Below are 13,580 nucleotides of genomic sequence, written 5' to 3' on the forward strand. Positions count from 1 at the left end.
GGCGCGCGGGCCCCGAGCGCGCCACCTCGTCCTCCGGAACCGCGACCCGCGACGACGACGCGGCCGCCGCGGACCCGGAGGCCGAACGGGCCGGGCGCGAGGCCGCCGCCGAACGGGAACGCGTCGAACGGGAACGGCGCGCGCGGGAACGCGAGGAGGCCGAGCGGGCCGCCGCCGAAGCCCGCCGCGCGGCGGACGAGGCGACGGACCGGAACGAGGCCGACCGGAACGCCCTCGACCACGCCGAGGCGGCGCGCGACGAGGCCGAACGCCGGGTCGACGAGCTCACCGCCGAACTGGACCGGGCCCGCGACGCGCGCTCCGACGCGTCGGCCGCGGTGAAGGAGGCCAACCGCGCGGAACGCGAGTCCGCCCGCGCCGCCCGGGACGCGGCGGTGGCCCTGGAGCGGCTCGAGGCCCGACTCGCCGACCTGCAGGACTAGCCGACGGAGAATCACCCCGGTAGCCCAGCCGGCGTCGGCGTCCGGCACACGCCGCATGATCGCGACGCGCGGTACGAAAAAGGGGGGCCACAGACGGCCGCGGTGTACCACAGAAGGTGATCACGGCCGCTTGAGGACCGCGATGATCACCGCCGGCGCCCCCTCACGTGCCGTCGCCGGCCGGTCCCGGGTCGCGGACGGTGATCATCCTCTACGGCCGGCGTGCCCTGTGTTCGGAGCGAGGGCGGCCCTACTCGTCCGCGTCCTTCAGCACGGCCGTCCGCAGGTCCTTCTTGAGGATCTTGCCGGTCGCCGTCCGCGGCAGCGCCTCGTCCCACCAGATCACGGTGGTCGGGGCCGCGAAGGCCGCGACCCGCTCGGTGACGTGGCGGCGCAGCAGGTCCGCGTCCCGCGGTGTGCCCGGGGCGAGCCGGACCACCGCGGCGACCTCCTCGCCCAAGGTCGGGTGCGGGATGCCGACGACCGCGACCTCCTCCACCCCCGGCACCTCGTGCAGGGCCGCCTCGACCTGGACGCTGTAGACGTTCTCGCCGCCGCGCAGCACGACGTCCTTGAGCCGGTCCACGACGTAGACCCAGCCACGGGTGACATGGCCGAGGTCGCCGGTGCGGAACCAGCCGTCGACGAACGCCGCGGCGTCGGCCTCCGGGTTGTTCCAGTACCCGCGGACGACGTTGGGCCCGCGGAACCACAGCTCGCCGATCTCCCCCTCCGCACGCTCGGCCAGCGTCTGGGGGTCGACGACCCGCACCTCCGCGCCCGGCGCGGGGCGGCCGACGCTGTCCGGGCGGTCCGCGTAGTCCTGCCCGGAGTTCGCGCACACCGCGGAGGTCGTCTCGGTGAGGCCGTAGCCGTTGAACGAGATCGGGCCCAGGTGGTCCGTGATGCGCGCGACGAGCTCCGGCGGGATCGGCGCGCCGCCCATGCCGATCCGGGTCAGTGACGCCGTCTCCTCCGGGTGCGCGATGGCCTCCTCGGCGAGCTCGCGCATGGTCGTCGGCACGCCCGCGCCGCCGGTCAGCCTCTCCTCCCGGACCAGGGCGCGCGCCTCCTCCCGGTCCCAGCGGTACATCGTGGCCAGCTTCGCCCCGTTGAGCACGGCGCCGTAGAGCGAGTTCAGCCCGGCGATGTGGAAGAGCGGATAGGTGAGGAGCGTCCCGGGCTGGCCCGCGGGTGGGGCCGCGCCGCTCACGACCGCGTTGGCCCGGGTCGTCAGCACCACGTTGAGCGCGTTCGTGACGTGATTCAGGTGGGAGTGCACCGCGCCCTTGGGGCGGCCGGTCGTGCCGGACGTGTAGAGGATCGACGAGTCGTCCTCGGCCAGCACCTCGACGTCCGGGAGCCCGGCCCCCGGGTCGAAGCCGGCGACGACGTCCTCCCAGGTCACCGCGCCCGCGGGAACGGGGCCGGTGCCGCGCGTCCGCACCAGCGGGACGTCGACGTGCCCGGCGAGCGCCTCGACGCGCGGCCCGTCCCCGACGACGATCCGGCAGCCGGCGTCCTCGACGGCCCAGACGAGCTCGGGGCCCGTCCACCACGCGTTGAGCGGGACGGCGACGAACCCGGCGACCTGCGCGGCGAAGAACACCACGCCCCACTCCGGGTAGTTCCGCATGGCGATGCCGACCCGGTCGCCCTTCACCAGGCCGTACCGCTCGCGCAGCACCGCCGCCAGCCCGCAGACCTGGGCGAGGTGCTCGGCGTAGGTCGTGCGCTCGTCGCGGTAGACGGAGTACGGGCGGTCCCCGAAGGCGGCCGTCGCGGCGACCAGCTCGCGCAGGGTCCGCGGGGCGCGGTCGTAGACCCGCATCGGGATGCCGTGCACCACGGCGTCGGTCAGCGGGAAGTCCCCGCCGGGGGCCGTCAGGTCCGCCAGCGCGGGCCCGAGGCCCACGTCGTCGGCGTGGCCCGCTGTCCGGATCTCACCCGCCATCGTGGGTGCTCACCTCCGCTGGTACTGCTCCGTCGCCGCCGGGGACGATCACCGTCCCCGACCTGCACCCTGCCATCCGCCGCCGGGCGACCGGAAGCGGGAGGGACGCGTCTGACAGGGTCTCCGGCGTGGACGAGGGCGGGACGGCGGACGCGGCCGGGCGGGGCGATCCCGGCAGGTGGGAACGATTCAGGCGAATCGCCTGGGCTCGCTGGGCGCTGCTCGTCGCGACCACGGTCCCGCTGACGCTCGGCCTCGGCGCCCTCGGCGTGCCGTCCCCCGCGCTGTTCGCCGGGCTCATCGTGGGCACGGTGCTGGCGCTCCTCGGCGCCGGGCCGGCCCGGGTGCCCAGGCCCGCGACGTCCGCGGCGCAGGCCGTGATCGGCGTCGTCATCGGCGTGCTGGCCCGGACGGACACCCTGTCCGCCGTCGCGGCGAACTGGCTGCCCGTCCTCCTCGTCAGCCTCGGCACGCTCGTGGCCAGCATGGCCGCGGGGCTCCTGCTCGGCCTGCAGCGCGGGGTCTCCCCGCTCACGGGGATGCTCGCCCTCACCGCCGGCGGCGCCTCCGGCCTGGTCGCCGTGACCCGCGAGCTGGGCGGCGACGAGCGCATCGTCTCGGTGATCCAGTACCTGCGCGTCGGGCTCGTCACCGCGACGATGCCGATCGTGGCCGCCGCGGTGTTCGGCGCCGGGCACGTCGGGGTCGGCGGCGGCACGGAGTCCGCGAGCGCCCCCTGGTACCTCGGCGTGCCCCTGCTCGCCGTGTGCTGCGTGGTCGGGATCCCCCTCGCGGAGAAGGCGCACGTCCCGGCCGGGGCGCTGCTCGGCCCCATGGTGGTCGCCCTGGTGCTGAGCCTTGGCGGCCTCACGTTCGGCGCGACGCCGCCGGCCCTGCTCGTCGACGTTGCGTATGCGGTGATCGGCTGGCAGGCCGGGCTGCGCTTCACCCGGGCCGCGCTGCGGACCGTCGTGCGGGTGCTGCCGTCGGCCACCGCGCTGATCCTGGCGATCGTCGCCGTGTGCGCGGGCCTCGGCCTGGTGCTCTCCGCGACGACCGGGACCTCCTTCCTCGACGGCTACCTCGCCACCACCCCGGGCGGCATCTACGCCGTGCTCGCCACCGCGATCTCCTCCGGCGGCGACGTCACGTTCGTCGTCGCCGTGCAGGTCATCCGGGTGATCCTCATGCTGCTGGTCGCGCCGTTCCTGGCCCGCCTCGTCGGACGACGGTGGGGCACCGCCCAGGCGTAGGGAATTAGGAGGGTGCTCCTTGCCCCGCGATCGAGGTGAGGCTGCGCCCGGTCGTCCGCGGTCCGAGCCACGCGACGTCGACGACCACGATCAGCATCGCGATCCCGATGGCGACGAACACCGCGGTCGGGCCGAACCCGTTCAGCAGCGGGATCAGCACGAACGGCATGACGGCCGTCGCCAGCCGGCTCAGCGAGTAGGCGATGCCCGCCCCGGTGGCGCGCAGCGTGGTCGGGAAGAGCTCGCCGGAGTAGACGTGGAAACCGTTGGAGAACAGGTTGCTGACCACCGTGTAGAGGAAGCCGAACACGATGATCAGCGTCGGGCTCGTCGCGTAGCCGAACGCCAGGCCGAGCACGAGCATCCCGAGCGCCGCGGCGATGATCAGGAACTTGCGCTCCACCCGCTCCATGATCGGGATCGAGAGCGCCGAGCCGACCGGATAGCCGATGAAGGTCACCGCCGTGAAGGTCAGCGTCGACACGATGTCGTAGCCCTTGGCCGTCAGCACCAGCGGGACCAGCGTGCCGAAGCCGTAGTAGCCGAACGTCTGCACCGACTGGAAGATCCACAGCATCACGGTGCGGCGGCGCCACGGCGGCCGGAACAGGGCGCCGAACGGCTCCTTGCCGGCCGGTGACGGCTCGACCTCGGGCTCCGGCAGCGGCCGCCCGGGGTTCTCCCGGAGGGCGGCGTCCTCGAAGCGCCGCACCACCGCATCGGCCTCCTCGGCGCGGCCCACGGACGCGAGCCAGCGCGGGGACTCCGGCAGGGCGCGGCGCAGCAGCCAGCAGAGGAAGGCGCCGAGCCCGCCGAGGATGAACATCCACCGCCAGCCGGCGAGGCCCAGGAACTCGTGCGGGGTGACGACCCGGGCGAGCAGCCCCGCGGCGGGGACACCGCAGAAGCCCAGGGTGTAGGCCCAGGCGATCATCCGGCCCCGGACGTTCGCCGGCATCAGGTCGGACAGATAGGCGTCCGACAGCGGCAGCTCCGCCCCGATCCCGACGCCGGCCAGGAACCGGCAGACGATCAGCATCTCGACGTTCACGCTGAACCCGCCGAGCACCGAGAAGAACGAGTAGATCCCGAGGGTCAGGAAGAACGCCCGGCGGCGGCCGAGCCTGTCCGCGAGCCGGGACAGCACGACGGCGCCGAGGAACGCCCCGACGAACGCCGAGGCCAGCACCAGCTTCTGCGCCGTGCCGGTGACCCCGAAGTCCTTGCCGAGGACGGCCGCGAGGGTGCCCGCGAGGAACACCTCGTAGAGATCGAAGAACATCCCGATCCCCACCGCGACGAGCGCGAACCTGTGCCGGCGCGTGATCGGCAGCCGGTCCAGCCGAGCGTTGATGGATCCCGTCACCCGGGACGTGTCAGGTGCTGACATCTGCGTCACCTCCGGGCGATCACTCTGAACCCGACGGCGCGGCCGCGCAGGGCGAAGTCCGTTTTCTCCCGATCACCCGATCCGCTCGACCCGACCCGGCGGCGGCGCCGGGACGGCGTCCGGGTGCAGCGCCCAGGCGATCGCCTCCACGCCGTCGACGAGCCGGGGCCCGGCCCGCACGACGTAGGACGCCGAGTCGATCGCGACGACCGGGAGTCCCGGCAGCCGCTGCCGCACCTCCTCGGCCTGAGCCACGGCGGAGCCCAGGCCGAACCCGCACGGCGCGACGAGCACCAGGTCGGCCCCGGGCAGCACGTCCCACCCGGCACCGACGCTGCGTCCGCCCTCGACCGCCCCGACCGCCTCTCCCCCCGCCCGGTGCACCATCTCCGGCACCCAGTGCCCGGCGAGGAAGGGCGGGTCCGTCCACTCCAGCACGAGGACCCGCGGCACCGGACGTCCCGCCACGGCGTCCCGCACCGCGGCCAGCCGTTCCCGCAGGCCCGCGACCAGGCGATCCGCCACCTCCGGCACGCCGGCCCGGGAGCCGACGGCGAGGATCGAGTCCAGCACGTCGTCGAGGGTGTGCGGGTCGATGGACAGGACGTCCGCGGTGATCCCGATGGCGTCCAGCGCCTCGTCGACGGTGCCCGCGGGCAGCGCGCAGACGCGGCAGAGGTCCTGGGTGAGGATCAGGTCCGGGGCGACCCCGGCGAGCACCTCCCGGTCCAGGTCGTAGAGGGGCAGCCCGCGGGCCACCCGCTCGGTGACGATCGCGTCGATCTCCCCGGGCGCGAGGCCCGGGGGCAACGCGGTGTCGACGACCACGGGCCGGCGCTCCCGGATGCCCGGCGGGTCGTCGCACTCGAAGGTGACGGCGGCGAGGGACTGCTCGAGCCCGAGCGCGCCGACGATCTCGGTGGCGGCGGGCAGCAACGACGCGATCCGCATCCTGTCGACAGTAGGGCGCCGCGACGGCACGCAGAAGGGCGCGCCCGGATGACCGCGGGCCCGAGATGCGGCAGGCTGAGTCCCGCCCGAGCACGTCGTCCCGAGGAGTGAAATGTCCGTGAACCCACGCGCCGGTACGCCGGCGCGACCCGAGGACCTCGTCGACGTCCCTGCGCTGCTGTCCGCCTACGCGAACCTGCGCCCGGACCCGTCGGTCGCCGAGCAGCGCGTCGCCTTCGGCACGTCCGGGCACCGAGGATCCTCCTTCACGGCCACCTTCAACGACGACCACATCGCGGCCACCAGCCAGGCGATCTGCGAGTACCGCGCCGCGCAGGGCACGGACGGGCCGCTGTTCCTCGGGAAGGACACCCACGCGCTGTCGGATCCGGCGTGGACCACGGCGGTGGAGGTGTTCGCGGCCAACGGCGTCCAGGTCCTCGTCGACTCGGCCGACGGCTGGACGCCCACGCCCGCCGTCTCGCACGCGATCCTGACCCACAACCGGGGCCGGACGGACGGGCTCGCCGACGGCGTCGTCGTCACCCCCTCGCACAACCCGCCCCAGGACGGCGGCTTCAAGTACAACGGCCCCGACGGCGGCCCCGCGGGCACCGCGGCCACCAGCTGGATCGCCGGTCGGGCGAACGAGCTGCTCGAGGCGGACCTGCACGGCGTGCGGCGCACCCCCCTGGAGCGGGCCCGCGGGGACGTCGGGCGCTACGACTTCATGGACGCCTACGTCTCCGACCTGCCCGCCGTCGTCGACCTGGAGGCGATCCGCTCGGCCGGGGTCGTGCTGGGCGCGGACCCGCTCGGCGGCGCGTCCGTGCACTACTGGGGCGCGATCGCGGAGCGGTACAAGCTGGACCTCACGGTCGTGAACCCGGAGACGGACCCGACGTTCGGCTTCATGACCCTGGACTGGGACGGCAAGATCCGCATGGACTGCTCGTCGCCGTACGCGATGGCGTCCCTGGTCGAGCGCATGAGGAGCGGTGCGCCGTTCGCCATCGCCACCGGCAACGACGCGGACTCCGACCGGCACGGCATCGTCACCCGCGACGGCGGGCTGATGAACCCGAACCACTACCTCGCCGTCGCGATCGGGTACCTCTACGCGAACCGGCGGGGCTGGCCCGGCGGTGCCGCGGTCGGCAAGACCGCGGTGAGCTCGTCGATGATCGACCGGGTCGCCGCGGACCTGGGCCGGACGCTGCTCGAGGTGCCCGTCGGCTTCAAGTGGTTCGTGCCCGGGCTGCGCGACGGCAGCATCGCCTTCGGCGGCGAGGAGAGCGCGGGCGCCTCCTACCTGCGCAACGACGGCACGCCATGGTCCACGGACAAGGACGGGATCATCATGGCGCTGCTCGCCTCCGAGATCACCGCCGTGACCGGGAAGACCCCGAGCGAGCACTACCGCAAGCTGACCGGCCGGTTCGGCGAGCCCGCGTACGCCCGGATCGACGTCGCGTGCTCGCGCGAGGACAAGGCGAAGCTCGGCAAGCTGTCCGCCGACGACGTCACCGCGACGGAGCTGGCCGGCGAGCCGATCACGGCCCGGCTGACGACGGCCCCCGGCAACGGCGAGCCGCTCGGCGGGCTCAAGGTGACGACGGAGAGCGGCTGGTTCGCCGCGCGGCCGTCCGGCACCGAGGACGTCTACAAGGTGTACGCGGAGAGCTTCCGGGGTCCGGAGCACCTGGCCCGGATCCAGGACGAGGCCCGCGAGGTCGTCGCGGCGGCGCTGAGCTCGGGGAGCTGATCATGTCGAAGCTGAAGAAGCACCACGGGTTCGGGATCGACATCGGCGGCTCGGGGATCAAGGGCGCCCCGGTCGACCTGGAGAAGGGCCGGTTCTCCGAGGACCGGCTCCGCCTCGTCACCCCGCAGCCGTCGACGCCGGAGGCGGTGGCCAAGGTCGTCGGCGAGATCCTGGACCACTTCGGCTGGGACGCACCGTTCGGCTGCACGTTCCCCGCGGTCGTCCAGCACGGGATCGTGCAGACCGCGGCCAACGTGGACCCGGCCTGGATCGGGGTCGACGCGCACGAGCTGATGAAGAACGTGACCGGGCGCAAGGCCCTGGTCGTGAACGACGCGGACGCGGCCGGCGTCGCCGAGGTGGAGTTCGGGGCGGCCAAGGGGCACAGCGGCGTCGTGCTGATCTCCACGCTCGGCACCGGGATCGGCTCCGCCCTGGTGATCGACGGGAAGCTGGTGCCGAACACCGAGCTCGGCCACCTGGAGATCGACGGGTTCGACGCCGAGACCCGCGCCGCGGACTCCGCGCGCGAACGCGAGGGCCTGTCCTGGGAGGAGTGGGGCGCCCGCCTCACCCGCTACTTCCAGACGGTCGAGAACCTGCTCTGGCCGGACCTGATCGTGTTCGGCGGCGGGGTGAGCAAGAAGGCCGACCGCTGGCTGCCCTACGTCGAGACGCGGACGCCGATGACGCCGGCGGCGCTGCTCAACGACGCGGGGATCATCGGGGCCGCCCTGCTGGCTCACGGGTGAGCGCGAGCTCGCGCGCGGCGAGCCGGAAGCTCCGGTGGGACACCCGGCCGTCGAGGTAGAGGCGCTCGGACACCGGCTCGTGGCCGATGCCGCCCACCAGGACGGTGACGGGCGAGCCCGGGATGCCGCGGACCGCGAACCGGCCGTCCGTGGAGACCTCCGCGAGATCGACCTGCCGGCCGTCGTCGTCGAGCACCGTGACGTGGGCGCCCGGGACGGGGGCGCCCCCGTCGTCGACGACCCGTCCGATCAGGGTCGGTGCGGGGTCCTGCAGCAGGGTCATGCCCGGACGCTACTCCCGGGCCCTCGTTCCCCATCGGGCGACAACATCAGCCCGCGACGGCCTCATCGCCGGGCGACGAGCGCCTCGACCGTCGCGCGCGCCCCGTGCGTGTGCAGGGAGTCCAGTGCCCACAGGTAGGCCTCGGTGAACCGCTCGTTCTCGGCGAGGTCCCCGAAGACGGTCGTGTTGCGCACGAACGCGAGCGGGTCCTCCCGCTGGGACCTCGCCAGCGGGACGAGGGTGTCCGCGAGCCGGTCCTGGACGTCGATCGGCTCGCCCTTCTCGTCGACGCCCTCCGCGTAGCGCGCCCATCCGGCGACGACGGCCGCGGCGCGCTCCATCTCGCCGCCCTGCGCGAGCTGGTGGCGGATCACCGGCAGGACCCAGAGCGAGATGCGGTCCGAACTGCCGAAGTTGATCCGCGCCAGGGTGTCCGCGACGCCGGGGTTGGCGAAGCGCTCGATCAGTGTCGTCTTGTAGTCGTCCAGGTCGACCCCTGGGACGGGGCTCAGCGTGGGGGTGCCCTCGTGGTCCATGTAGTCCCGGATGAAGCGGGCGAACAGCGGGTCCCCGGCGACCTCGTGCACGTAGCGGTGCCCGGCGAGGAAGCCGAGGTAGCCCAGCGCCTGGTGGCCGGCGTTGAGCAGGCGGAGCTTCATCAGCTCGTAGGGCACGACGTCCTCGACGAGCTGCACGCCGACGTCCTCCAGCGGTGGCCGCCCCGCCGAGAAGTGGTCCTCCAGCACCCACTGCGTGAACGGCTCGCACACGACCGGCCAGCCGTCCGTCAGGCCGAACTCGTCCGCCAGCCGGGCGCGGTCCTCGTCGCTCGTGGCCGGGGTGATCCGGTCCACCATGGAGTTCGGGAAGGAGACGTTCTCCTCCACCCACTCCGCGAGCCCCGTGTCCCCGCGCGCGGCGTCGCGGAGCCGGGCGAAGGCCGCGAACGTGCGGGCTGCGGTGTCCCCGTTCCCCTGGATGTTGTCGCAGGACATGATCGTGAAGGCGGGCAGCCCGCGCTCGCGACGGCGGGCCAGCGCCTCGGTGACCAGCCCGAACACGGTCTCCGGCACGGCTGCGGCCCGCAGATCCTCCTGGATCGCCGGGGTGTCCTCGGCGAACTCCCCCGTGACCTGGTCGATGTTGTACCCGCCCTCGGTGATCGTCAGCGAGACGATGCGGGTGCTCTCGGCGGCCATCTTCTCGATCACGGCCTCGGGGTCGTCCGGGGCGAAGAGGTACTCGACGACCGAGCCGACCACCCGAGGTTCGAGCGTTCCGTCCGGCTGCTTGACGACGAGCGTGTAGAGGCCGCCCTGCGAGGTGAGGACGTCCTGCATGCGCCGGTCCCCCGGCAGCACGCCGACCCCGCAGATCCCCCAGCCCATCGCCTCGCCGTCGTTCATCAGGGAGTCCAGGTACATCGCCTGGTGGGCGCGGTGGAAACCGCCGACGCCGAAGTGCACCACCCCCACCCCCACCGCGGAGCGGTCGTACGCCGGGACCTCGACTCCCTCGATCGCGGGCAGGACGCCGCCGTCCAGAGACTGCATGGGACACCTCACCTGCTGCTGCCGACCTGTTGCGCAGGTCACCCTACCGGCGTGGGCGGGCTCAGGCGGTAGCCGAGATCGGCGTGAGGCCCCAGCTGCCGGTCCAGGCCTTGCCGGGCTCCAGGACGATCAGGTCCGTGCCCGAGTTCAGGGCGTCTGGCGGGCAGGTCATCGGCTCGACGGCCACGGCACGGCTGCGGCCGGGGAAGTCCTCCGGTGTGAAGACCTGGACCCAGCGGAAGTCCGGGTCCGCCCACAGCGCCACGCCCGAGCCGTCCGGGGCGGTGAGGGTGTGCCGGACCCGGCCGTCGACGGGGTCCGGCTCGCAGCCGCCGAACGCGGAGTCCAGGGACACCCCGCGCAGCGGCCGGCCGTCGCGCAGCGGGTCCGCCCCGGCCAGCGGGCGGGCGAGCCCGGCGGGGAGCTGGGCCTCGAGCGGAAGCTCGGTGGTGGCGGCGAGGCGGAGCGTGCTGTCGTCCGTCTCGGCGTCGCCGGCCCGCAGATAGGGATGGAAGCCCAGGCCGAACGGGACGGGCCATTCCCCCAGGTTCGTCGCGACGGTGGTCACGGTGAGGCCCTCGTAGCCGACGGTGTAGCGGACGGCGACGCGGACCGGCTCCGGCCAGCCCGGCTGCGGCGGCGCCACGGCCGTGAGCCGCACGCTCTCGGCCTCGTGCTCGGCCTCCCACAGGACGTGCCGGAGCAGGCCGTGGATCGCGTTGCCGGCGGCGGGCTCGGTCAGGGCGAGCTGCTGGGGCGTGCCCTCCCACGTCCACCTCCCGCCCGCGACCCGGTTCGGCCACGGTGCGAGGAGCGAGCCGCTGCCCCGCGGCGGGCGCTTTCCGGCCTCGTGGGTCTCCACGTACGGCACGCCGCCCACGGTGAACGAGCGCAGGCCTGCCCCCACCTCGGTGACGACGGCGCGCACGCCGCCGGAGGCGATCTCGAACTGCTGCCCGCTCGGATCCATCACGGACGCCATCCTTCCCTGCCCCCGGGGACCGCTCGCGTCGGCGTGCCGGACCGGCGATGCTCCGCTCGCGTTCCGGAGCCTCCGCGCGGGTCCGACCGCGAGCGGAACAAGCACGACTCGCGCCTTCAGGCCGGAGGCGACCGACCGCTCAGCCCGCGGACGGCAGGGCCGCGGGCGCGTCGAGCGCCACGACCGCAACGGAACCCGCGGCGGGCGCCAGCGGGGCGAGGTGGTCGTGGTGGGTGAGCAGCACGACCTGCCAGCGCTGCCCCAGATCGGCCAGGAGGCCGAGCGCGGCGGCCGCGCGCCCGTCGTCGAAGGTCATGAGGACGTCGTCCAGCACCACCGGGACCGGGGGCAGCCCGTCCGCCTCGCGCTCGGCCTGCAGCGCCACGACGCCCGCGAGGCGCAGCGCGAGGAACGCCTGGTCCGCGGTGCCCTCGGAGAGCTGGTCCGGGGTCAGCTCCTCGCCGTCCGCGCGGACCGCGACGAGGGTGCGCCCGCCCTCCCCCGGCCGCAGCCCGGTGAACCGGCCGCCGGTGAGCCGCTCGAGCAGCCCGCCCGCCTCGACCAGCAGCGGCGACGCGTGCCGCCGCTCGTAGCTCTCCAGCTCGCGGCGCAGGATCTCCCGCTGCAGGTGCACGACGAGGTAGCGCTCGGCCGCGTCCGCCGCCCGGGACAGGTGCTCCTGGGCCTCCGCGTGCAGGACGGCGACGCCCTCGGCGCCCTCCAGCGTCCGCAGCCGGGAACGCAGGCCGCCGAGCTGCTCGAGCAGGGCGTCGTTCTCCGCGGCGAGCGCGGTCTCGCTCTCCCGCGCCCGGGACAGCGCCTCGTCCAGCCCGGTGGCCTCGGTGCTGCGAGACATCTCGACGAGCTCGTCCGCGTCCAGGTCCGGGGCCGCGGTGCGCAGCAGGGCGAGCACCGTGTCGATCTCCCCCGCGAGCCGGACGGCCGTGCGGCCGCGCTCGGCGGCGGCCTCGATCCCGCCCTCCTCCGGCGCCGCGGTGAGGGACAGCTCGACGGCGAGGCGGTCCAGCACCGACGCGGCGGAGTCCGCCGCCCGGGAGCGCTCCCGGACCTCCCGCTCGGCCGTCGCGAGCTGGGTGTCCAGGTGGCCCGCGGAGACGGCCGCCGTCTCGGCCGCGCGGACCCGTTCCGTCAGCGCGACCAGGTGGGCCGCGGCGCTCCCGTCCTTCTCGTCCGGGTGCCGGGCGGCCAGCTCGGCGACCGCGGCGTCGTGCCGCGCGACCCGGGCGGCGAGGACCTCGGCCTCCTCCGCGGCGCGGCGGCCCTCGGCGTGCGCGCGGGCCGCGGCGAGCAGCGCGTCCCGGCGGACGTCCCAGCCGTCCGGGGCGGTTACGGCGGGGACTCCCGCGGCGCGCAGGGCGTGCCGCCAGCGCAGCTCGGCCTCGTCCAGGTCCTGCCGGCGGGCGTCCGCCGCAGCGGCGGCGCGATGGACCTCCGCCCGGAGCCGGCCGAGCAGGACCCGGCGGTCCCGGGCCCGGTCCGCGTCCGCCTCGAGGTCCTCGGCCGCGACGATCATCGCGTCCAGGTCCGCGTCGTCCCGGGGCCGGCCGGCGGCGGCGAGCGCGACGGAGAGGGTGTCGGCCTGGGAGAGGGCGTCGTCGGCCAGCATCTCGGCGCGTTCCCCGGCGTGCGCGCGGTCCGCCTCGGCCCGGCGGGCGGCGACGAGGGCGTGGTGCACCGTCTCCGCGTCGTCCGGGCGCGGCGCGGGGATGCCGGGCCAGAGGGCCCGCCACTCCTCCTCCGCGGCGGTCTGGATCTCGGCCGCGGCGTGCGCGACCCGTTCGGCGTCGGCGTTCTCCTGGTCCGCGGCGACGAGGTCCGCCCGGCGGCGGGTGTGCTCGGCGACGCGGTCCGCGGCGGCGATCATCCGGTCCGCGACCGTGTCCGCGGCCCGGACGGCCCGCTCCACGGCCAGGGCCGCGGCGGCGCTCTCCCGGGGCTCCCGGGCGGCGAGGAACGCGTCGACCGCGGCGTCCCGCGCGGCGCGGGCGGCGGCGAGGCTGTCCGGGTCCGCGGGCGGCCCGTCCGCCGCGAGCTCGTCGAGCATCCGATGGGCGGCGTCGAGGCGCCGGGCCGTGCGCTCGCGCTCGCCCTCCGCCCGCTCCGCGGCGAGGGTCGCGTCCCGCAGGGCCGCCCGGAGCTCCGCCATTCGGCCCGCGGGCGGTGGTTCGGGGGTCTCGTCGTCCGGGTGCAGGCCCGTGCCCGCGACGGCCTCGTGCCGGCGCCGGGCGGCGTC

The 13,580-nt window shown here is 74.8% G+C and carries 10 protein-coding genes and 1 pseudogene; 4 read left to right on the top strand and 7 right to left on the bottom strand.

From position 1 onward, the window contains the following. Positions 1-443: pseudogene (locus JWP64_RS28725) on the top strand (hypothetical protein); the annotation flags it as partial. Between the two features lie 250 nt (positions 444-693). Here JWP64_RS28725 and JWP64_RS28730 read toward each other — a convergent pair. Next, on the bottom strand, positions 694-2,397 hold the full coding sequence (locus tag JWP64_RS28730) for a class I adenylate-forming enzyme family protein (RefSeq protein WP_297503183.1): 1,704 nt from the start codon (positions 2,395-2,397) through the stop codon (positions 694-696). Positions 2,398-2,525: 128 nt separating this feature from the next. On the opposite strand from JWP64_RS28730, the gene JWP64_RS28735 reads away from it, so the two are divergent. Next, positions 2,526-3,650, top strand: a complete 1,125-nt coding sequence (locus JWP64_RS28735; RefSeq protein WP_297503187.1) for an AbrB family transcriptional regulator — start codon at positions 2,526-2,528, stop codon at positions 3,648-3,650. Positions 3,651-3,654: 4 nt separating this feature from the next. On the opposite strand, the gene JWP64_RS28740 is transcribed toward JWP64_RS28735, so the two are convergent. Beyond that, positions 3,655-5,040 carry an MFS transporter gene (locus JWP64_RS28740; RefSeq protein ID WP_297503189.1) on the bottom strand — a complete coding sequence of 462 codons (1,386 nt, stop codon included), beginning with the start codon at positions 5,038-5,040 and terminating at the stop codon, positions 3,655-3,657. A gap of 72 nt (positions 5,041-5,112) precedes the next feature. Next, positions 5,113-5,991: an ABC transporter substrate-binding protein gene (locus JWP64_RS28745; RefSeq protein WP_297503190.1), complete on the bottom strand. Its 879-nt coding sequence runs from the start codon at positions 5,989-5,991 to the stop codon at positions 5,113-5,115. A 112-nt stretch (positions 5,992-6,103) separates the two neighbouring features. Here JWP64_RS28745 and pgm point away from each other — a divergent pair, with 112 nt between their 5' ends. After that, complete coding sequence (gene pgm, locus JWP64_RS28750) at positions 6,104-7,756, top strand: phosphoglucomutase (alpha-D-glucose-1,6-bisphosphate-dependent) (protein WP_297503192.1); 1,653 nt, start codon at positions 6,104-6,106, stop codon at positions 7,754-7,756. A gap of 2 nt (positions 7,757-7,758) precedes the next feature. Then, on the top strand, positions 7,759-8,508 hold the full coding sequence (ppgK, locus tag JWP64_RS28755) for a polyphosphate--glucose phosphotransferase (RefSeq protein ID WP_297503194.1): 750 nt from the start codon (positions 7,759-7,761) through the stop codon (positions 8,506-8,508). Here the strand turns inward: ppgK and JWP64_RS28760 are convergent. From JWP64_RS28760 to JWP64_RS28775, 4 genes are all read right to left on the bottom strand, one after another. Then, positions 8,477-8,791 carry a carboxypeptidase-like regulatory domain-containing protein gene (locus JWP64_RS28760; protein ID WP_297503196.1) on the bottom strand — a complete coding sequence of 105 codons (315 nt, stop codon included), beginning with the start codon at positions 8,789-8,791 and terminating at the stop codon, positions 8,477-8,479. The two genes, ppgK and JWP64_RS28760, sit on opposite strands and share 32 nt — an antisense overlap. Before the next feature lie 62 nt (positions 8,792-8,853). Then, complete coding sequence (locus JWP64_RS28765) at positions 8,854-10,344, bottom strand: mannitol dehydrogenase family protein (protein ID WP_297503197.1); 1,491 nt, start codon at positions 10,342-10,344, stop codon at positions 8,854-8,856. Positions 10,345-10,405: 61 nt separating this feature from the next. Then, positions 10,406-11,314, bottom strand: coding sequence for an aldose 1-epimerase family protein (locus JWP64_RS28770; protein ID WP_297503200.1), 909 nt, complete (start codon positions 11,312-11,314; stop codon positions 10,406-10,408). Between the two features lie 151 nt (positions 11,315-11,465). Then, positions 11,466-13,580 (bottom strand): hypothetical protein (locus JWP64_RS28775; protein ID WP_297503198.1); only part of this gene is annotated, 2,115 nt, incomplete at its 5' end.

Source organism: Pseudonocardia sp. (assembly GCF_025465255.1).
Taxonomy (GTDB): Bacteria; Actinomycetota; Actinomycetes; order Mycobacteriales; family Pseudonocardiaceae; genus Pseudonocardia.